Origin of the sequence: Streptomyces sp. NBC_00448 (assembly GCF_036014115.1) — a bacterium.
In the GTDB taxonomy this organism is placed as follows: domain Bacteria; phylum Actinomycetota; class Actinomycetes; order Streptomycetales; family Streptomycetaceae; genus Actinacidiphila.
This window is the reverse complement of record NZ_CP107913.1, coordinates 6054442-6074902: the sequence shown is the minus strand read 5'-3', so window position 1 is coordinate 6074902 and position 20461 is coordinate 6054442. Positions and strand designations below refer to the sequence as shown.

Sequence of the window (20461 nt, the reverse complement as noted above, 5' to 3'; positions counted from 1 at the left end):
CGAAATACCCTGCGGGCGTGACGCACCCCCTCCGACTCCGCGCCTTCCGCCTGCTGTTCGCCGGGCGCACCCTGTCCGCGCTCGGCGACGCCGTCGTCCCCGCCGCCCTGGCCATCGCGATCAGCCGGGCCACCGGCTCGCCCTCCGCGCTCGCCCTCGTGCTGGGCTGCGCGATGGTGCCGCGCCTGCTGCTGCTCCCGCTGGGCGGGGTGGTCGCCGACCGGCTCGACGCACGCAAGGTCGCCCTCGTCACGGACCTGGTCCGGTGCGCCGCGCAACTCCTGGTGGGCCTCGAACTCATCGGCGGGTCACCGCGGTTGGCACACATCGCGGTGGCCGAGGCGATCGGCGGCACCGCCTCCGCCTTCGCGATGCCGACGACCGGGCCGCTGATCAACGGCACCGTGGGCGCCGCCGGCCTGCTGCGGGCCAACGCGCTGACCGCCTCGGCGGCGAACGCCACCCGGCTGGCCGGCCCGGCCGTCGCGGGCGCGCTGATCTTCACCGCCGGACCCGGCTGGGCCTTCGTCCTGGACGCGGCGTCCTTCGCGGCCAGCGCCTCGATGCTCGCGGTGATCCGGGTGCGGCGCGAGCGGATACCCCGGCGGTCGATCCGCGAGGACCTGGTCCAGGGCTGGAGCGAGGTGCGCTCCCGCGACTGGTACTGGACCAGCCTCGTGGCGCACGGGATCTGGAACGGCGCGGCGGCCGTACTGGCCACGCTCGGCCCGCTCGTGGTGCACCGCGAGGCCGGTGGCGACGGGGTATGGGTGGCGGTTCTGGAAGCCGGCTCGGTCGGTCTGCTGCTCGGCTCGCTGCTCGCCTCCCGCGTCCGGCTGCGCCGCCCGATCCTCACCGGCAACCTCGGCCTGGCCACGTACGCGCTGCCGCTGGCGCTGCTCGCCGCCGGCGCGCCCGCGTGGCTGCTGATCGCCTCCTACGGCCTCGCCCTGGCAGCGCTCGGCCTGCTCACCCCGGTCTGGGAGACCTACGTCTACGCGTCGGTGCCTGCCGGGGTGCTCGCCCGCGTCACGTCGTACGACTGGCTGCTGTCGCTGGCCGCGATGCCCGTGGGGTACGCCGTCGCGCCGCTCGCCGCCGACTCCTTCGGCCCGGCCGCGCCCCTGTACGTCTCGGCCGCCCTCGTCGCCGCCGCGTGCCTGGGCACCGCGGCCGTGCCCGGGGTCCGCGCCGCCCGCGCGCTGCCGGCCGAGCCGGTGCCCGCCGAGCCGGTGCCCGCCGCCTGAGCGCCCCGGACTCCCCCGCCCGCCGCCTGAGCGCCCCGGACTCCCCCGCTCTCCCACCGGTTCAAGCCCCCCGCCCGCGGACCGCTCCGGGCACTCGCCTTCACGCGGGCGCGAGTTGCCTGCTCACCGCGGGCAGCGTGACCTCCACGGTCAGGCCGCGGCCGGGTGCGGTCCGCACGGTGACCTCGCCGTGGTGGGCCTGGACCAGCGCGTGCACGATGGACATGCCGAGGCCGGCGCCGCCGGTGTCGCGGGCGCGGTCGGGGGCGGCCCGGAAGAAGCGGTCGAAGACGCGGCGGGCGTCGGCGGGGGCGAGCCCGGGGCCGCGGTCGCTCACCGAGAGCCGTACCTCGTCGGTGCCGTGGGCGGCGACCTCCACCGTGACCGGGGCGTCCGCGGGGGTGTGCACGCGGACGTTGCCCAGCAGGTTGCCGATGATCTGCCGCAGCCCGGCCTCGTCGCCGAGCACCGGCGGCAGGTCCGCGTCCGCTGCCTCGGCGTCGGCCACTCCGGCGTCCGGCGCCGAGGCATCGGCCACCCCGGGAGTGACCGCCGCGGGAGCGCCTGCCTCGGGAGCAGCCAACACCCTTATCGTCAGCGGCCGTTCGGGCTGCTGCGCGGCCAGGTCGGCGGCGGCCTCCCGGACCAGGCAGGCGAGGTCGACCGGGCCGAGCCGCAGCGCGGGGCGGTCGTCCAGCCGCGCCAGCGCCAGGAGTTCGTCCACCAGGCGGCTCATCCGCAACGCCTCCGCCGACACCCGGCGCAGCGCCCGGTCCTGCTCGTCGGCGTCGAGCATGCCCTTCTCGTACAGCTGGAGGTAGCCGCGTACGGACGCCAGCGGGGTGCGCAGTTCGTGGGAGGCGTCGGCGAGGAACTGCCGCAACTGGGCCGTGGCGCGCTCGCTGTCGGTGAGCGCGGTCTCGATCTGCTGGAGCATCGCGTTGAGCGAGCCGCTGAGCTGCTCGACCTCCTCCGAGCCGTGCCGGGCGGTCGGTTCCGGCACCCGCCGGGACAGGTCGCCCTCGGAGATCGCGGAGGCGGTCTCCACCATGTCCTCCAGCGGACTGAGCCGTCGGCGGGCGGCGGTGAGCGAGCCGGCCGCGAGCAGCGCCAGCAGCACCACCCCGACACAGCCCTCCACGATCAGCAGCTCGCCGACCGCGTGGTCCACCCCGCTCAGCCGCATACCCCGCACCACGATGGTGCCGTCGGCCAGCCCCACCCCGACCACCCGGTACTTCCTGCCGCCGCCGTGCACGGTCACCGCGCCGCCGCCGGCCAGCTTCCGCGGGTCCGGCAACGCGGCTGCCAGGGAACGCTGTTCGGCGTCGACCGGGGTCGCGCCGTTCTGGCAGATCGTGGCCGGCCTGCCGTGCGGGTCCAGCACGATCAGCAGGTCCTGCTGGAACGTCCTGGCCACCGCGGAGCCGCCGCCCTTGCCGCCCAGCACGTCGGCGAGCGTGCACAACTGCCGTAGCCCGCTGGCGTCGAGGGAGGCGTGCGCCATGGTCGACTGCGACGACTTCAGCGAGTCGTCGATCTCGCCGACCAGCACCACGTACGTGGCGGCGATGCTCGCGGCCGCGGCGAGCACCAGCCCGACGGCGAGGAAGAGCACGTTGGCGATGGTGAACCGGCCGCGCAGCGAGTGCGGGCGCGGCCAGAACCCGCAGCGCGCCCACACCGTCGCCGCCGCCCTCACGCCGCACCGCCGTCCCCAAGCACGTCACCGGGCGCGTCCCCGGCTCGACGCGTGTCGCCGACCTGAAGGCCGCCACCGACTTGCCCCGCGTCACCGGCCTGGCCGCCGTCACCTGCTTGACGCGGGTCACCCGACCGAAGGACATCGCGCGCCGCGCCCGACGCCGTGCAGATGCCGTAGCCGACCCCGCGCCTGGTCTGGATCAGCGGCGGCCCGAGCCGGTCCAACTTCCGCCGCAGATAGGAGATGTACGTCTCCACGACGGTGGAGGACACCGCCGTGTCGTAACGCCAGACGTGCTGGAGGAGTTGTTCCTTCGTGAGGATGCGGCCGGCGTTGCGCAGCAGGTGCCGCAGCAAGTTGTACTCGGTGGGGGTGAGTTCGACCGGTTGTCCGGCTCGGCGGACGGTGTAGGTGGCCTCGTCCAGTTCCAGGTCGCCGTGGCGCAGCACCCGCGCGGCGGGCAGCGGGTCGCGGCGGGTGCGGCGCAGCACCGCGTGCACCCGGGCCACCACTTCGTCGACCCCGAAGGGCTTGGTGATGTAGTCGTCGCCGCCGAGGGCGAGTCCGGCCACGACGTCGCGCGGGGCGTCGCGGGCGGTGACGAAGATGACCGCGGGCGCGTCGGTCCGGTCGCCGTCCGGCCCCGCGCCTTCGGCGGCACGCTCCTCGCGCAGCGCCCGGCACACCTCGAAGCCGTTGCCGTCGGGCAGCATCACGTCGAGCAGCACCAGGTCCGGCCGGTGCTCCCGGGCGGCGGCCAGCGCCTGCCGGCCGGTGGCCGCCTCGTATACCGTGAATCCGTTGTATTTCAGGGTGATTCGCAGGATGTCGGCGATACCGGGTTCGTCTTCGACGATGAGCACGGTGGCGTCCATGCCCCTCAGTATCCGTGGGCGGTGTGGCGGGCGGACGGCGGCGAACTTTGGAGTTCCTTGAGAGAACGCGGTTCGGCTTGGTGAGGGGGTGCGCGGCCACGGACGCTGAAGGGACGGGCCGTTCGGGGTTCGGGTGCGACTTCGACCGACGATGGGGGATGTGACGTGGCGGGTGTGGCGCGCTGGTGCTTCCGGCACAAGTGGTGGGTGATCCTGCTGTGGTCGGCGGCGCTGCTGATCGTGGGCGGCGCGGGCCGGATGGCCGGGGACGCGTACTCCAACGCGTTCTCGCTGAAGGGCACCGAGTCCGCGAAGGTGCTCGATCTGATGGGCAAGGCGGTGCCCGAGCAGTCCGGCGAGGCCGACACCGTGGTGTGGCACGTGGACTCCGGTTCGGTGCGCGACGCCCAGGTGCGGCAGCGGATCGCCCCGGCGCTGGCGCGGATCGCGCACCAGAAGGACGTCGGCGCGGTGGTCAGCCCGTACGACCCGGCGGGCGCGGCGCAGATCAGCAAGGACGGCCGGACCGCGTACGCCACCGTGACGTACACCAAGATCGGCGGCGAACTGTCCAACGGGCAGGCGCAGTCGTTGATCGACACCGCGCACGCGGCGCGGGCGCCCGGGCTGCGGGTCGAGGTCGGCGGCGCCAAGCCGGCGCAGGCCGAGCAGCCGCTGCCCGAACTCGCCGAGGGCATCGGCATCGCGGCCGCCGGGGTGGTGCTCTTCCTGGCGCTGGGCTCGCTGTTCGGGATGCTGCTGCCGATCGTCACCGCGCTGTTCGGCATCGGCATCGCGTCCTCGGCGATCATCCTGCTCAGCCACGGCATGGATGTGGCCGACTTCGCACCGGAGTTGGCGACGCTGGTGGGGCTGGGCGTCGGCATCGACTACGCGCTGTTCATCGTCACCCGGCACCGTAGGGCGATCCTGCGCGGCCGCAGCCCGGAGGACGCGGCGGTCGTCGCGCTCAACACCTCGGGCCGGGCTGTGCTGTTCGCGGGCGGCACGGTGTGCATCGCGCTGCTGGGCATGTTCACCCTGCGGCTGACCTTCCTCAACGGCGTTGCCGTGGCAGCCGCGTTGACGGTCGTGATCACCGTGGCGGCGGCGATGACGCTGCTGCCCGCGCTGCTCGGCCTGCTCGGGCTGCGGGTGCTCAGCCGCCGGCAGCGGCGGGCGCTGGCCGCGTCGGGGCCGCAGGTCGAGCAGGCCAACGGCCCGGCGGCGCGCTGGTCGGGCTTCCTCCAGCGGCACCCGCGCTCGCTCGCGGCGGTCGCGGTCGTGGTGATGGCGACGCTGGCGATCCCGGCGCTGTCCTTGCGGCTCGGCTCCTCCGACCAGGGCAACAACCCGGCCGGCACCACCACCCGCAAGGCGTACGACATGCTGGCCGATGGCTTCGGGCCCGGCTTCAACGGCCCGCTGACGATCCTCGCCGAGGTGCCGTCCGCGGGCGACCAGGCGGCGCTGGACGGCCTGGTGACGCATCTGCGCGCCACCCACGGCATCGCCTACGCGGCCCAGATGCCGATGAAGGCCGGCCAGAAGGTCGCGCTGGTGGAGGCGGTGCCGACCACCTCCCCGCAGGACAAGGCGACGTCCGACCTGATCGACCACCTGCGTGACGACGTGGTGCCCGCGGCCGAGAGGGGCAGCACCATGCGGGCGTACGTCGGCGGCCAGACCGCGATGTTCGAGGACTTCTCCACGGTGCTGTACGGCAAGTTGCCGCTGTTCATCGGGGTGATCATCGCGCTCGGCTTCGTGCTGCTGCTGTTCGCGTTCCGCTCGCTGGTGGTGCCGCTGACCGCTGCCGTGATGAACCTGGTGGCGGCCGCGGCCTCCTTCGGGGTGCTGGTCGCGGTCTTCCAGTGGGGCTGGGGCGGTGCGCTCGCCGGGCGGGCGGGACCGGTGGACGCCTTCCTGCCGGTGATCATGCTGTCGCTGCTCTTCGGCCTGTCGATGGACTACCAGGTGTTCCTGGTCAGCCGGATGCACGAGGAGTGGGTGCACACCCGGGACAACGCGCGGGCGGTACGGGTCGGCCTCGCCGAGACCAGCCGGGTGATCAACTCCGCGGCCGTCATCATGATCTGCGTCTTCGCGGCCTTCGTGCTCAGCGGGCAGCGGGTGCTGGCGATGTTCGGCATCGGTCTGGCCGGGGCGGTGGCGCTGGACGCGTTCATCCTGCGCACGGTGCTGGTGCCGGCCCTGATGCACCTGTTCGGCCCGGCCAACTGGTGGCTGCCGAGGTGGCTGGACAAGCGGCTGCCGCATCTGGCGGTCGAGCCGGCCGAGGAGGAGGCCGAGGAGTTCGCGGCCACTGCCACCCCCGGGTTCGCGACCGCCGCCGCGCCCGGGGTCGGGGTCACGCCGGGCGCCGGCCCGACCCCCGGTCCGCTGGTGCGCGGGCGGGTGACCGGCGCGGCCGGGCTGCCGGTGCCGCGCGCCGAGCTCACCCTGATCGCCTCGGACGGCCGCCAGGCCGCCCGGGCCCAGGCCGCCCCGGACGGCGCCTTCTCGCTGCCGGCCCCGGGCAACGGTTCCTACGTCCTGGTGGCGGGCGCCCCCGGGCACCACCCGCAGACCGCGAGCGTGCTCACCGCCGGCCACCAGGTCGACTGCGACCTGGTGTTGACCGGCACGGGCTCGCTCACCGGCACCGTACGCCGCGCCGACGGCGAGCCCGTCGAGGACGCGAAGGTCGTCCTGCGGGACGCCGACGGCCACCAGGTCGCCGAGGCCCGCACCGCCGAGGACGGCTCCTACGCCTTCGCCAACCTCTACCCGGGCAGCTACACCCTCCTCACCATGGGCTACCCGCCCTTCCCCGCGACCGTCCGGCTGACCGACCACGAACGCGACGGCGACGGAGACGTCGACCTGGAACTCGCCCACTCCGACTGAACGGTCCCCCTTCTCAACCGCTGTCTCGCCTCCGGGCACTTGGACCCGGTGTCGACGGTCGACCGTGCTCGATCACCTCGTCCCTCGGCGATCTCCGCGCGCTCTCCACTTTCGACACCGGCGCGCCCTTTGGCCCCCCCGCCACAACGGCGACCCGCCATCCTCCTGGGCACCCACCTCGGCGCGGCATTCCCGCACCCACCCGACGCGGCCCGGCTCCCTCCCCCGAAGGAGCCGGGCCGCTTCCGTCTGCCCCGCCCCGCCACCCGGCAAGGCCGTCACTCCGTCACCCAGCTCCGCGGCGACGGGACTTGGCCGTCTTGAACACGTTCAATAACAGGGCTAGCATCCTTGCTGTCAGAGTTTTGAACACGTTCAAGAGCACTCTCCCAGGGGTGGAATGCGTCATGAACCTCACCGTCCTCGCCTATGTGATCTACCTGGCGATCAGCGTCACGCTGACCGTCTGGGTGGCCCGGACGCTCAGCCACAACGGCCGGCTCTTCCTGTCCGACGTCCTGCACGGCGACGAGAAGCTGGCCGACGCGGTCAACCACCTGCTGGTGGTCGGCTTCTACCTGGTCAACCTCGGCTTCGTCGCGCTCTACCTGAAGACCACCGACACCATCGAGGACGCCCGTGAGGTCTTCGAGGCGCTGTCGGTCAAGCTCGGCGTCGTCCTGCTGGTGCTCGGCGCCATGCACCTGGGCAACGTCTACGTCCTCAACCGCTTCCGGCGGCGCGGCCTGAGCGACCGCGAGCAGTACCCTCCGATCGAGCCGGACGACACCACGCCGACCGCGTGGGCGCCCAAGCCCGCGGGGGCCTGAGATGGCCGCCGACACCGCGGCCCGCTGGGCGGGGCCGTACCGGCCGGCAGCCGCGGCGCGCGCGACCGGGAGCAGGAGTGGGAGTGGGAGCGCGACCGGGAGCGGACGCCGGCCGGTCCCCCGCCGGGCGATCCCCCGCCGGGCGATCCCCCGCCGGCCGTTGCGCGGGCTGACCGTGCTGTACGACCCGCACTGCAAGCTGTGCTCGTTCGTCGCGGACTGGCTGGCCCGGCAGCGGCAACTCGTGCCGATCGACCTGGTGCCCACCGGGTCGGGCGAAGCGCTGCGCCGCTTCCCGGAGTTGGACCACGCCGCCACGGCCAAGGAGATCACCGCGGTGGGCGACCAGGGCCAGGTCTACCGGGGCGACAACGCCTTCATCGTCTGCCTGTGGGCGCTGGCCGGGCACCGCGAGTTCGCGCACACCCTGACCAGGCCGGCCGGGCGACGGCTGGCCCGGGCCGCGGTGCTCAGCGCGGCGAAGTACCGCGGTACGACCAGCCACGGCGCGCTCGTCCACCCGCCGGCCAGGCCGCCGGGGAGGGTGACGTACGGGATGGCGCCCGGCTGGACGTACGACCGGGTCACCGGATGGAGCCAGGCGCCCGGGCCGACCCCGGAGCCTGGCCCGGACCCCGGCCCCGGCCCCGCTCCCACCTCACGCACCGGCACCCGCACCCGCGCCGGGGAGCACGACGACACCTGCACGGACGGCTGCGGGCCCGCCCCCGGATAGGCTCACCCGGGTGGAGGACATGAACGACCGCACCACCGCGAAGGCCGCCGACACCGGCGAGGCCGAGCCGCTGCCCGGTGGCCGGGCCAGGCCGAAGACGGGCAAGAGCGAGCAGACCCGGGCGCTGATCCTCGCCACGGCGATGCGGCTGTTCCAGGAGCGCGGCTACGACAAGACCACGATGCGGGCGATCGCCCAGGAGGCCGGGGTCTCGGTCGGCAACGCGTACTACTACTTCGAGTCGAAGGAATTCCTGATCCAGGGGTTCTACGACCTGATGACGCACGACCACGCGCGCGACGCGACATCCCGCATGGAGGGGGAGCGGGATTTCGCGCGGCGACTGGAGATCACCCTCGCCTCCTGGCTGGACTGCGCGGCGGAATACCATGAGTTCGCCGCGCAGTTCTTCCGCACCGCCGCCGACCCGGACAGCTCGCTCAGCCCGTTCTCCAACGAGTCCCACCCGGCCCGCGAGACCGCCGTCGCCCTCTTCCACGACGTCCTGACCGGCTCCGACCTCGCCCCCAAACTCGACGCCGAACTCGCCGAGCTCCTCCCCGACCTGCTGTGGCTGCACCTGATGGTGGTCGTCCTGTACTGGGTCTTCGACCGCACCGAGGACACCGCCCGCACCCGCGAGTTCGTCCGCCGCTCCACCCCGTTCGTCGCGCGGATCATCACCCTGTCCCGCTACCGGGCCTTCCGCCCCCTGGTCCGCGACGCCAAGGGCCTGATCCAGGACTTCATCCTCCCCACCATCGGCAAGACCCCCCTCCCCACTTCGCCGAAGCCGCCCACCCCCACCAGTAAGCGCAAACGCCGCGCCTGACCGCCGAACGGCGCTCGACCCGCCTGACCGCCGAACGGCGCCCGACCCACCCGCGGCCGGCCCTAGTCCGCCGTGTTCCCGCGGCGCAGATGCTCAGGGGTCCGCGTGGGGCGCTGCTTGGTGACGAAGGCACTGCGCAGCGCGTGGTACGGCGCGTCCGGGTCGAAGAAGGTCTGCCGCATCAGGGCCAGTTCCCGCTCGCGGTGGGCCCGCAGCGTCTCCTCGTCCCGTTCCCGCCGCGCCTTCTTCTCGACGACGCGCTGCTGCGTGCGGGGCGCCGACGCCAGACGCGCGGCACGTTCCGCGACGGCCGCACCGAACTGCGCGGGTGTGCTGTCGAGCACGAGGTCGACGAGGCCGAGGTCGCGCGCGCGGGCGGCGGTCACCGGCAGGGCCTGCCGCATGAGCCGTTCGGCCTGCGCGTCTCCCACCCGTCGGGGCAGCGTGTACGTCCAGTACTCCGAACCGTGCAGCCCCATCAGGCGGTAATGCGGGTTGAGCACGGCCCCGGCGCGGCACCAGACCTCGTCCGCGGCCAGCGCGAGCGGCACTCCGCCGGCCGCCGCGTTACCGGCGAGCGCGGCCACGACCAGCCGGTCCGGGGTCGTCAGTAGCGCCTCGACGACATCGTCCATGGCGTTGATGTTCTCCCAGGACTCCTGGGCCGGGTCAGCGGCGCCCTGGATCACGTTCAGGTGGATGCCGTTGGAGAAGAAGTCCCTGGCGCCGCCCAGCACCAGCACGGTGGTCGGGCGCGAGCAGGCGAAGCGGTGGGCCGCGAGCAGCCGCCGGCACTGGTCGGTGCTCATCGCGCCGCCGGGGAAGGCGAACCGCAGGAACCCGACCTGCCCGTCCTCCTCGTAGCGGATGTCGCTGTACGTCCGCCGCTCCCGGGGCAGCCACAGCGGGACGGCGGACTCGGGCAGCGCGGGCATCCGGTCCCCGAGGGCGAGTACGGCCGGCCGCTTGAAGGTCGCGGGCCCGCCCGGCTTGCGGCGGGGCCGCAGTTCGGGGAGCCACACCGCTCCGTCCGCGGTCGCACGGCAGACGGCTCCGGCGCGGGTGGCCAGCAGCGTCCCGGGGCGCCCGCGCAGGACGCCCTCGGGATGCCCGCCGTGCAGGTACCACTGCTCACCGAGCAGGTCGTCGAGCACGCCGGGCTGCGAGTCCGCCGCCCGCAGCTTCCGCACCACCAGTTCGGTGGGGTCCGCCGCCCAGTCGATCCGCCGCTCGCTCTGGTCGAGATAGGGCCGGGAGCGCGGCGCGCCCGGCCCGGCGGGAGCGGGTTCGGCGGGGCTTTCGGCACCCGGAGCGGCAAGGCCGGCGGGAGTTGCGGGAGTTGCGGGAGTTGCCTGCTGCGGGCGCGGCACATAGCTCCCGGCGGCGACGCGCTCGACCGCCAGCATCACCGCTCGGGCCGCCGCGTCACCGATCTCGTTGCGGTACAGGTCGCTCTTGCCGACCGGGGGCACCGGGCAGGCCACCGACGCCCACACGTCGCCCGCGTCCATCTCGGCGACCGCCTGGAGGACCGTCACCCCCCACTCCTCGGCCCCCTCGGTGACGGCCCGGTCCAGCGACGACGGTCCGCGGTCCCCCACCGGGCCCGGGTGGACGATCAGGCAGGTGTACGCCGACCAGATGTCCTCCGGGATCGCCGTCCTGAGCATCGGTGCGACGATCAGCTCGGGCGCGTGGCTCCTGACGGCCTCGCGCAACGCCTCGTCCCCGAGCGCCAGTTCCACCGCCACCCGGTGCCCGCGGTCCCCCAACTCCGCGAACACGCGCTGCGTCAGGCTGTTGAACGCGCTCGCCACCAGCAGGATGTCCATAACCGCCTCCGTCCGCCGACAGCCGAGGCCGAGATGTCGGCGTAGGCGATCATGGACCGTGTCGGGCGCAGCGACCCGCCCACCCGCCCGGACCCGCCCCCGGAATCACCTGACTGGTGGCGGGGCATGAGGGCTACGGGTCCGACGCAGCGGACCCGTTCGCCCGCACCGGCCCTCAGACAAGGCCGTTCTGCTTGGCCCAGGGGATGAACTGGCCGAGCCGGCAGGGATAACGCATCCCGGTCCCGATCAGGGTGTCCACGAATGTGGTGGCGACGTACTCGGTCGTGCGTCCATCCGCCACGGCTTCGGCCACGATCCGCAGCGAGCCGCAGACACCGAGCCCGTGCCGCCGTCCGATCCGGTGTGCGTCGCCGTCGTCGATCACCGCGACCGCCCCGTGCACGTCCGCCCAGGCAAGAACGGTCGCCTCGCCCTGGTTGGACTTCTGGCCCGACACGCGGTCCATCCAGACGACCAGTCGGTTCAGTTCGTCGAGGTCGTCCAGATGCACCACGTCAAGCCAGTCCAGCCCGCCGAGTTCCAGACCCTGGCGCCTGATCTCGTGGCGAACGGTCTCGGTCGTCACGTTACGCCGCGGCCCGTCGCTCCAGGTGCGAAGTCGTGCAGCACGTCGGTCTTCTCCGCCTTGATGGCATGCAGCAGAGGCGAGGTGTCCCAGATCAGCACCGGCCCCGTAGCGGTCGTTAACGGGGATTGCGCGATCACGGCAGCTCGTCTTCCACGTCGCGGCTGGGGAGTTCGTCCTCGCTGATGGCGCCGTAGAGCAGTTCGACAACTCGCGGCGCGGTGACGGCGCCGGCGAACCAGGCTTGCAGCGTCGCCTTGCGCCACTGCCTACCGGTGGTGCCGATCTCCAGGTCCGGTACCGGTTGGCTGCCGTGGGCGGCGAGGAAATCGCCGCGCTGCGGTATGTCCGCCTTGTAGCGGCGGGCGTCCGTGACATCGATGAAGTCCAGACGACGTGCACGGTTGACGACCGCGCTCCATGACACGCGGTAGCGGGCAGCGAGGTCCAGCAGGACCGCCCGAGGGCTCCTCCCCCCGTCGGTCTCCGCCCAGGCGGACCGCATGTCGTCCCCCGGCAGCAGGAACTCCTCGGCGAAACGGTCGATGAGCTGCTCGCGCTCGTCCCGCGCGGCCGCGACTCCCGCGTCGCTGTGATACTCGTCCTGCAACAGGTGGTGACCCAGCTCGTGCGCGGCCGTCCACCGCCGACGACCCGGCTGGGGCTCGCCGCTGATGACGGCGACGCCGTACCCGTCCTGAAGAAGGGATGCGCCCTCCCCCGCGTCATCGACGACGGTCAGGTAGAGGCCGAAGCACTCCAGAACGTCGGCCAGCGCACCGAGCGGGCCGGACACGAGCCCGGCGACACCCCGGGCCGCCTGCGCCAGTTTCACGGGGTCGGGTGACATGCCAGGAGTACGCAGCAGTGCGTCGTCGAGCACCGGTGGCCGCAGGTGACCGTGTGAGACGAGCCAGGCGGCGAACCGGGCGTGTTCCTCGAGCCGGGCGTCGAGCCGGTACCGGGAGCGGGCCGTGCCGTCGGAAGTCTCTTCGAGGGCGGTACGGCGGGAGACCAGAGCCTCTCGTGGTCGCGAGAGCAGGTGCGCCAGGGGGACGCCCAACGCGTCGGCCAGCCGGGACAGCTCCAATGCGGTGATCCGCCGCTCGCCTGCTTCGATGCGGACGACTGCGGTGCGGTCCAGCTCGACTCGCGAGGCGAGATCGCCCTGGCTCAAGCCCGCGGCGAGGCGGGCCTCGGCGATCCGCTCGCCGACCTCTCCCCAGTTCTGCGCCGTTTCCATGTGTGCGATTTTTGCACACCCGGCCCAGGCGAGCGATGCGGATCACCCAGATGACGTGAGGACGACGGCGTCACCCGCGTGCCCCTCGCAGGAAGTGCGGACTCGTCGGACCGGCCCCCGACGAGAACTCACAGGGCCGGCTGCAGCCCCTCGAAGCGCACCGACCAGCTCCGGTCCGCGGGGAAGCCCGGTGCGTGGTGGTCGGGGGCGCCGTGCCAGCCGGCGGCCATGAAGGCGACGGCGTACAGCAGCGCGGCGTTGCTGGGGAAGTAGGGGAACGGCCCGCCGGTGGCCAGGCCGGCGTCGTCGAACTGGAAGCCCGCGGCCGGGTGGAGCAGGAAGTCCACGGCGTCGGCGGGGCGGCCGAGCCGCGCGGCGCACATCGCGAGCATCGGGAAGTCCCACCCCCAGGTCTGGTCGAACTGCCAGCCGGTGAAGACCTTCTCGGCGGTACGGGCCATCGTGGGGACGTCGACACCGTCGCCCGGCAGCCAGCCGTACGGGCCGATCAGGGCCGGGTGTTCGTAGTTCCACTTCGTCCACATGTCCTGGACGCCCTCGTTCAGGACGTACACGCCGTCCTGCACCGGCAGCGGCGCGAGCTTGTCGTGGACGCGCTGCCACTGCGGGTCGTCGCGCAGGCCGAGGCGCTTGCGCCACTGCTGCGCGATCCGCAGGCCGAACCGCCAGTAGGCCAGCTCGAACGTCGGGTTCTGGGTGGTCTTGGGGTCGGTGTTCTCCGAGACCACGTACATGGGCGGGCCGAGGATGTAGCGGCTCGTGGCCTCGTCCCAGAAGGCCCAGGAGGAAAGGAAGTCGGCGGTGTCGAAGACGATGTCGCGCCACTTGTGCAACGTGCTCTCGTCGGGGTGCGCCTGGTAGTCCATCTCGGCGAGGAAGAGCGGGTGCGGCTGCTGCCACACCAGCAGGGCGTGGATGACGTGCGGCGACTCGCGCCCGTCGGCCGTCGTGCACTTCGGCCAGCGCGCGCCGCCGAAGCCCTGGAATTCCGCGCGTTCGCGCGCCGACTTGTGGAAGCGCTCGTAGACGTCCAGGCTGCGGTCGAGCATCGGCCAGCGGTTCCACAGCGCCCACTGCGCACCGTGCCACCAGTACATCTCCATGTGGAACTTGCCGTTCCAGCCGTTGTTGACGAGCCCGGCCTCCTGCGGCGGCAGCGAGCCCGCCTCGTTGACGCGCATCAGGTACTGAGAGAGCACGACGCGCCGCTCCAGTTCCTCCCAGCGCGGGTCGGTGCTCGCGGACAGGTCGATCGCCCCGCCGGAGAGCCAGTACTGCCGCCAGGCCCGGGTGCTCGCCGCGAAGCTCGCGCTCGACGTCGGCACCGATCCGGCCTGCGTGGGCGCGTACGTGCAGGTGAACCGCAGCCGGTCGGTACGGCCGCCGGCGGCGAGGCGGTAGCGGTGCCGGTCGGCCGCCGCTCCGATCGACAGAGTCTGGCCGTCGGGGACGACGATGTCGTGGTCCTGGCCCGCGTACGTGTAGCCGACCTCCAGGCGCTTGGCCTGGCCGGGCGCCGGGTCGCCGAGGTTCAGGTAATTGACCGGCAGGGTCAGCGAGTTGTCCGCGACGAGCGGCGCGAGGATGCCGGTGACGTCGGCCCAGTGACCGTCGGTTCCGTACTGCGCGGTACGGATGGCGAGTTCACCGGTGGTGGCGCCCAGCGCGGTGAACGCGCCCTGGCCTTCCCAGGCGAGCGCGACGTGGTATTCGGTCGAGTCCAGCCGGTGCGTGATGTCGGCGCGGTCGTGCCCGCGCGTCGTCGCCGTCGTCGTGTGGGCGTCCGGCGCACCGTAGTTACCGACGTACGCCGCGAACTCCTGCCCGTCGGCATACGGGAAGTCGAGGAGGACCGCCAACCGCCCGGTGGCGACGAGCGGCGAGTCGATCTGCACGGCGATCGTGTCGTGGTCGGGGTGGCAGCAGGTACGGACGTGGACCGGCTCGCCCGCGATCTCGAACCGGCTGTCGAGGACGCCGGTCCACAGGTCGAGTTCCTGGTGGACGGCCGTGAGGTCACCGGCGGTGGCCGCGCGGCCGTCGGGCATGGTCAGCTCCATGCCGATACGTCCGAGGTTGAGGCGGGCCGGATTGGCGTAGAGCCACGCCGACAGTTCGGGCTGGTCCGGGTTGGGAATGGGGTAGTCGACGGGCCGGCCGTGCGTGTCCCAGACCTGGCCGCGGAAGTCCGACGGCTCCTGGCCGGGCGGCAGCGGGAAGCTGTGCCAGCCCCAGTCCGACATGGTGTTGAACGGCACGAACGTCTGTAGCCCGGTGACGTCGACGCCGAACGCGAACCCGCCGTTGCCGACCTGCAGGGGGCTCTGCGTGTCGAGCTTCCCACGCACCACGCGGTGGCGGGCCACGACGGCCTGCCGGTCGATCGGGCGCATCGACCCGGCGCCCGCCGGCGTACGGGCCTCGGCGACAGCGGGCTCCGCGCCGACGCCGACCACCGCCGCGACCGCCGAGCCGGACAGGAACGTTCTACGCGTGACCATACGGGTGCCTCCTGGCGGGGCAGCGGCGAAGCCGAGCAGGCGAACGGTCGTCCGCGTCAGCCGTCGTCCCGGCGCCGTCACGCAATCCGACACGGAACCCGACACGGGGCACCGCCCGTCCCGCTCCTTCGCCGGCATCGAACGCTGGACGGCACGCGGAGACGACCCGGTGCAGTTGATTCGGTTCAACTCGTGCGCCAGGTTAGACCCGTGCTTTCGATCCGGGCAATGCCCAGGAAGGAAGTCGTCTACGCTGCCCGTCGCCGCGCGACCCTACCCGGCCACACCCGACGTGATTGAAACGTTCAACTCACCGCCCAGGCAGACCCGTCCGGCACTTGACGCCCTCGGGCTCAGGCCCGCTCGGCGGCGTACGCGACGAACGCGGCCCACGCCTCGGGCCCGAACGCGAGCTGCGGCCCCTCCGGGTCCTTGGAGTCCCGGACGTGAACGATCTCGGGGCAGGCCGCGACCTCGACACAGGCCGGGCCCTCGTTACTGCTGTGGCTGGACTTGCGCCAGGAGAGGGCGACTTCAATGCACTGCGGGCCATCGGCGGTGCTGTAGCTGCTCTTGCGCCAGTGCAACTGGGTGTTGTCAGCGGCGTACGGCTTGCTCGTCATGTCTCTCCCAGCACCTTTTCGATGAACGCCAGCGACTCACGCGGCGTCAGAGCCTGTGCGCGGATGATCCCGTAGAGGGCGTCCAGCCGGCGGACCTCCTTCTGGTCGGAGACGACGCGGCTGAACTGCTGTACTTCCACGTGCCCGACCTTGGGTCCGACTCTCGGAACGATAAGCTGAAATGGTCCGCTCAGGCCAGCATGGTCCTCAAGAGCCGTTGGCATCACCTGGATTTCTACGTGCCTCAATCGCCCGATCTCCAGAAGGTGTTCGAGTTGGCCCCGCAGCACCGACCTTCCTCCGACCGGGCGTCGAAGGGTGGCCTCCTCCTGGACGAAGCTGATGAACGGAGCTGGACGTCGGCCGAAGATCCCTTGCCTGTCCATGCGCGCGGAGATGTTCGTCTCGATGATGTCGTCGTCCATCACGGGTCGGCGCATCCGATACAGGGCTCGGGCGTAGTCCTCGGTCTGGAGCAAGCCGTGCATGACCGTTCCGGCATAGCCGCACAGCTCCACCGCATCCGCCTCCAACCGGGCCAGGTCACGGACCTTCTTCGGATACCGCGCGCGCTCCACATCCTCCGTGAACGCGGCCAACATGCCGCCCGCGCCCACTACTTCGTCGGCTGCCACCAGGAACTCCGGCTTCGGGGCGCGGCGGCCCCGCTCGACCGAGGAGACCAGTTCCTCGCTGTAGCCGATGCGGGCGCCCAACTCCGCCTGTTTCAGGCCCGCGCGTTCGCGCCAGAGCTTCACCTGCTTGCCGACCGTCTTGAGGATGTCGGTCGCGCCCTCGTCCCAGTCCTGTTCCTCGGTGCCGCCGCCCGGCTCCCCTGCCCCGGTCGTCATCGAACCGCCTCCCGTACGCCGCCGCGTCACGCCCGGACGCCCGGACGCGTCACCGAGGCACCCGGACAGGCCGCGTACCGTCCCGGCGCCGCTCCTTCTCAACCTATGCACGCTCGACCACTCTCGGTCACATGAATGGCGAAATCTCCACCCTGACCACCACATTCACCCGGCGCCTGCCCTCGGGTCGGCACGGTGCCCGCCTCGCGCGCCGGCTCGCGCTCAGCCGGCTCGCGGAGTGGGGCGTGCCGGGCGACGGCGAGTCGGCGGACGCGGTGGCGTCGGTGGCGTCGGTGGTGGCCGAGTTGGCCGCGAACGCGGTGACGCACGGGCGGGTGCCCGGCCGGGACTTCGAGTTGCGGCTCGGGTGGGACCCGGGCGCGGGCGTCGTACGGATCGAGGTGAGCGACGCGTGCGGGGAGCGGCGGCCGGTGCTCGCGCGGGTACGGCCGGGAGACGAGGCGGAGTCGGGCCGAGGACTGCTGCTGGTGCAGGCGCTGGCGCGGGCGTGGGGTGTCTCGTCGCGCGAGGTCGGCAAGACGGTGTGGGCGGAAGTGGCCCTGGACGAAGGCCCGCAGGGGGCGCGTCCGTAGCGCATGCGCGGCGGCGATCCACGTCCGGGGCGTGGCCGTACACGCTGCGGTGGCCCCGGTACCGGCCGGTCGCGAGGCCCCTAAAGGACCAGGTGAAAGAACCACCAACCACCCCTGCCGTCCCCACAGTCGGGGCTCCCCCGGCCCGCATCCGACCATTAACCCGAACGGGTGACATACCGTCAGGATTGTCGGATGGATGCGGTACGGTCGCCGCTAACGGCGCCGCCACTCCGCACCACCGGCAGCGCCCCACCCACCGAAACGACTTCGGCCCCCGGCAGGACGGCAATCCTGGTCCGAGGGCCTGACCAACCAGGAAGAACAAACCTTCCCGATGGCTGACCCTGAGTCTAACGCGCCCCTGTCCGCGTCCCCACTCCCCGACGGCACTCCGTACTCCGGGGTGATCCACGTCCGGCACCGCCACACCGAGAACTTCACGGTGATCGGCAACCACCTGGCCCAGCACACCGGGTTGTCCGCCCTCGCGATCGGGCTCGGCGTGTACATCCTGTCGCTGCCCGACGGTGCCCCGGTGACCGTGAAGGCGCTCACCGCGCGCTTCCCCGAGGGCGAGATCACGATCCGCCGCGCGCTCAACGAGCTTGTCGCCACCGGCTACTTGGAGCGGCGCCGCTTCCTGATCGGCGGCGGCCGGTTCGCCAGCCGCACGATCGCGTACGACCGCCCGGAGCCCGGCCACCCCTGGCCCCCGCGGCCGCCCGAACCGGACGGAGGAGGCGGACCGAGCGGAGGAGGCGGAGGGGGCGGCATCCGCCCGGAAGGACCCGCGCGGACTTCCACGGCCCGCCCGACGCCGATCCCCGCCGAGGAGCCCGCGCTGGCGCCCGCCCGGGGACCCGCCGCCGACCTGCTCGCCCGGCTGCGGCTCGCCGACCCCCGCCTGCTGCTGCCCGCCCGCGACATCGCGCGCCTGGTCCCCGCCGTGGACACCTGGCTGGAGCGTCTCGCCGACCCGGACCAGGTCGCCCGCGCCCTGACCTCCGGCCTGCCGCACGGCCCCATCCACCACCCGGGCCGCTTCCTCGCCCACCGCCTGACAGCCCTCCTGCCACCCCCGCTCCCACCCTCACCCCTGCCAACCGGCCGCCCGGCCCCCCTCCACACCTGCGACGGCTGCGACCGCGCCTTCCGCACCCACGACCCCACCACCCGCTGCGCCGACTGCCGCCCCACCCCACCCCCCGCGCCCGCCACGAAAAGGGCCGCCTGATGACCCGCTGGGGTAGCTTGAATCGCGTGAACGTCCAGGGCATCGAAGAGGTGCGGCTGACCGCCTTCAAGAGCTTTCGCGACCAGGTCCTCCCCCTTGCCCCGCTGACCACGCTCATCGGTCGCAACAGCAGCGGGAAGTCCAACGCGCTCGACGGTCTCGAAGTGCTGTCCCGGCTCGCCCGGGGCGAGGACATCACCGAGGCGCTGGAGAGCCGCCGCGGTCCGGAAGGCGCGGTCCGGGGCGGACTGGCGGGGTGCGTCCCGCACGGCTCCGACCGTTTCTCGCTCGGGTGCAGCGTGCGGACGAAGCGTGGACCGATCCAGCTCGACGTGACCGTCCAGGTCGAGCCCGAGGTGCAGATCATCGAGGAGCGGCTGACGGCCCGGACCGACGACGGCCGCCAGGACATGCTGGTGAGCCGCGAGTCGAACGCGGAGCACGGCGATGTGGTGGCCACCTGGCACAACGGAAAACCCGGCAGGGACCCGCAACTCCGGTTCCGCGGCTCCCGCCTTCTGACCGCACAGCTCCCGTTGCGCGTCGACGGTGAGACGCCCGGCGGCAAGTACGCCGTGCGGTGCGCCGAGACGATGATCTCCACGCTGGAGGGCGTCTTCCACCTCGACCCCGTCCCCCACCTCATGCGCCAGTACGTCCCCTCACGCGACAGCAGCCTGCGCCGTACCGCCGAGAACCTGTCCGCCGCGGTGGGGAACATCGAGCGCACCGACGGGCCCCTCTTCGGGCGCCTGGTGGAGTTGCTGCGCGGCCTCGCCGATCACGAGATCGAGACGCTCGCGGTCACCCGTTCCGAACTCGGCGACGTCATGATCGCGCTCAACGAGGGCCCGCTCGGCCTCACACCCGCCCGGGAGATGAGCGACGGGATGCTCCGCTTCCTGGCCATCACGACCTCGCTCCTCACCGGCGGTGGCGGGCTCGACCTGGGGCCTTCCACCACCGAGCGGGACGAACGCTCGCTGATGCTGGTGATCGAGGAACTGGAGAACGGCCTCCATCCGTCCCAGGCGTCCGAGGTGCTCGGGCTGGTCCGCCAGGCCGGTGCGGCCAACAGCACCCAGGTGCTCATCACCACGCACAGCCCGGCGCTGCTCTCCGCACTCGATTCCGAGGATCACGAGGGCGTGGTGGTCTGCTGGCGCGATCCCGACACGGGGACCAGCCGCCTGACCCGGCTCACCGAACTCGACGGCTATCCCGCGGCCATGGCAGCGGGCTCACTCGGCGAAGTGGTCACCCGCGGACGCCTCGAAACCCGCCCGCCCCGCGATCGCGACTACACCGAGTTCGACCGACTGCTGGGGATCGGGTGACGTATGGCACGCAGGGTCGAGTTCGTCGACACTTCCATCCTCTGCAACCTGCTGAAGATCCCTGGCAAGTGCCAGGACCACGCGAAGGTGGTCGAGGAATACCAGGCCAGGCGTGAGGCGCGCGACTGTGACCTGCTGCTCCCGGTGACCACGATCATCGAGACGGGCAACCACATAGCCCAGCTCGCCGACGGCCGTCAGCGGCGTACCTGTGCCGAGCTCTTCGCGGCGATGCTGCGTGCGGTCGTCAAGGGCGACGCTCCCTGGGCGCTCAACGAGGTGGAGTGGGGCGCTGCGCACTTGCAGGCGCTGATCCAGGGAGGTCGCACCGGCAGCACGCTGGTCGAGCACGCCTCCAACGGGCTCGGCTGCGGCGACCTGAACATCCTGATCGAGCGGGACCGCTACCTGGCCCGTACCTCCGGTGTGGAGGCGACGGTCTGGACGCTGGACGAGCTGCTGTCCTGTTACGCGTGACCTCGGCGCCGACCCGCCACTG

At 72.4% G+C, this 20461-nt stretch carries 17 protein-coding genes and 1 pseudogene; 9 read left to right on the top strand and 9 right to left on the bottom strand.

What is annotated here, in order from left to right:
* Positions 1–17: 17 nt before the first annotated feature.
* On the top strand, positions 18–1247 hold the full coding sequence (locus OG370_RS26170; protein ID WP_328468326.1) for an MFS transporter: 1230 nt from the start codon (positions 18–20) through the stop codon (positions 1245–1247).
* Positions 1248–1347: 100 nt separating this feature from the next.
* Here OG370_RS26170 and OG370_RS26165 read toward each other — a convergent pair whose 3' ends face one another.
* Together OG370_RS26165 and OG370_RS26160 are read right to left on the bottom strand one after the other, a co-directional pair.
* On the bottom strand, positions 1348–2949 hold the full coding sequence (locus OG370_RS26165; RefSeq protein WP_328468324.1) for a sensor histidine kinase: 1602 nt from the start codon (positions 2947–2949) through the stop codon (positions 1348–1350).
* Between the two features lie 170 nt (positions 2950–3119).
* Positions 3120–3827 (bottom strand): annotated as a pseudogene (locus OG370_RS26160) (response regulator transcription factor); the annotation flags it as partial.
* A gap of 174 nt (positions 3828–4001) precedes the next feature.
* Between OG370_RS26160 and OG370_RS26155 the strand changes: the two are divergent.
* The 4 genes from OG370_RS26155 to OG370_RS26140 all read left to right on the top strand — a co-directional run bounded on the left by OG370_RS26155 (position 4002) and on the right by OG370_RS26140 (position 9135).
* Entirely contained in the window at positions 4002–6737 is a 2736-nt protein-coding gene (locus OG370_RS26155; RefSeq protein ID WP_328474414.1) for an MMPL family transporter, read from the top strand.
* Positions 6738–7144: 407 nt separating this feature from the next.
* A complete protein-coding gene (locus tag OG370_RS26150; protein ID WP_328468322.1) occupies positions 7145–7567 on the top strand; it encodes a hypothetical protein in 423 nt (140 codons plus the stop codon).
* A 1-nt stretch (position 7568) separates the two neighbouring features.
* Complete coding sequence (locus tag OG370_RS41550) at positions 7569–8303, top strand: thiol-disulfide oxidoreductase DCC family protein (RefSeq protein ID WP_443060741.1); 735 nt, start codon at positions 7569–7571, stop codon at positions 8301–8303.
* A 19-nt stretch (positions 8304–8322) separates the two neighbouring features.
* A complete protein-coding gene (locus OG370_RS26140; RefSeq protein ID WP_328474412.1) occupies positions 8323–9135 on the top strand; it encodes a TetR/AcrR family transcriptional regulator in 813 nt (270 codons plus the stop codon).
* A 62-nt stretch (positions 9136–9197) separates the two neighbouring features.
* Here the strand turns inward: OG370_RS26140 and OG370_RS26135 are convergent, their stop codons facing one another.
* The 7 genes from OG370_RS26135 to OG370_RS26105 all read right to left on the bottom strand — a co-directional run bounded on the left by OG370_RS26135 (position 9198) and on the right by OG370_RS26105 (position 16795).
* Positions 9198–10967: an enoyl-CoA hydratase-related protein gene (locus OG370_RS26135; protein ID WP_328468320.1), complete on the bottom strand. Its 1770-nt coding sequence runs from the start codon at positions 10965–10967 to the stop codon at positions 9198–9200.
* A 175-nt stretch (positions 10968–11142) separates the two neighbouring features.
* Positions 11143–11556 (bottom strand): hypothetical protein, encoded by a 414-nt coding sequence (locus tag OG370_RS26130; RefSeq protein ID WP_328468318.1) that lies wholly within the window; start codon positions 11554–11556, stop codon positions 11143–11145.
* Positions 11553–11696 carry a hypothetical protein gene (locus OG370_RS26125; RefSeq protein ID WP_328468316.1) on the bottom strand — a complete coding sequence of 48 codons (144 nt, stop codon included), beginning with the start codon at positions 11694–11696 and terminating at the stop codon, positions 11553–11555. The genes OG370_RS26130 and OG370_RS26125 overlap by 4 nt, the downstream gene beginning before the upstream one ends.
* Entirely contained in the window at positions 11693–12799 is a 1107-nt protein-coding gene (locus tag OG370_RS26120; protein ID WP_328468314.1) for a helix-turn-helix domain-containing protein, read from the bottom strand. The genes OG370_RS26125 and OG370_RS26120 overlap by 4 nt, the downstream gene beginning before the upstream one ends.
* Positions 12800–12927: 128 nt before the next feature.
* Positions 12928–15321, bottom strand: a complete 2394-nt coding sequence (locus OG370_RS26115) for a DNAJC11 domain-containing protein (protein ID WP_328468311.1) — start codon at positions 15319–15321, stop codon at positions 12928–12930.
* A 353-nt stretch (positions 15322–15674) separates the two neighbouring features.
* Positions 15675–15944, bottom strand: a complete 270-nt coding sequence (locus OG370_RS26110) for a DUF397 domain-containing protein (RefSeq protein WP_328468309.1) — start codon at positions 15942–15944, stop codon at positions 15675–15677.
* Entirely contained in the window at positions 15941–16795 is an 855-nt protein-coding gene (locus tag OG370_RS26105; RefSeq protein ID WP_328468307.1) for a helix-turn-helix domain-containing protein, read from the bottom strand. The genes OG370_RS26110 and OG370_RS26105 overlap by 4 nt, the downstream gene beginning before the upstream one ends.
* Before the next feature lie 131 nt (positions 16796–16926).
* Between OG370_RS26105 and OG370_RS26100 the strand changes: the two genes are divergently transcribed.
* The 4 genes from OG370_RS26100 to OG370_RS26085 all read left to right on the top strand — a co-directional run bounded on the left by OG370_RS26100 (position 16927) and on the right by OG370_RS26085 (position 20439).
* Positions 16927–17388, top strand: coding sequence for an ATP-binding protein (locus tag OG370_RS26100; RefSeq protein ID WP_328468305.1), 462 nt, complete (start codon positions 16927–16929; stop codon positions 17386–17388).
* Between the two features lie 337 nt (positions 17389–17725).
* Positions 17726–18625: a hypothetical protein gene (locus OG370_RS26095; RefSeq protein WP_328468303.1), complete on the top strand. Its 900-nt coding sequence runs from the start codon at positions 17726–17728 to the stop codon at positions 18623–18625.
* Between the two features lie 26 nt (positions 18626–18651).
* Positions 18652–19962 carry an AAA family ATPase gene (locus OG370_RS26090; RefSeq protein ID WP_328468301.1) on the top strand — a complete coding sequence of 437 codons (1311 nt, stop codon included), beginning with the start codon at positions 18652–18654 and terminating at the stop codon, positions 19960–19962.
* Positions 19963–19965: 3 nt separating this feature from the next.
* Positions 19966–20439 carry a hypothetical protein gene (locus tag OG370_RS26085; RefSeq protein ID WP_328468299.1) on the top strand — a complete coding sequence of 158 codons (474 nt, stop codon included), beginning with the start codon at positions 19966–19968 and terminating at the stop codon, positions 20437–20439.
* The last annotated feature ends 22 nt before the right edge of the window (positions 20440–20461 follow it).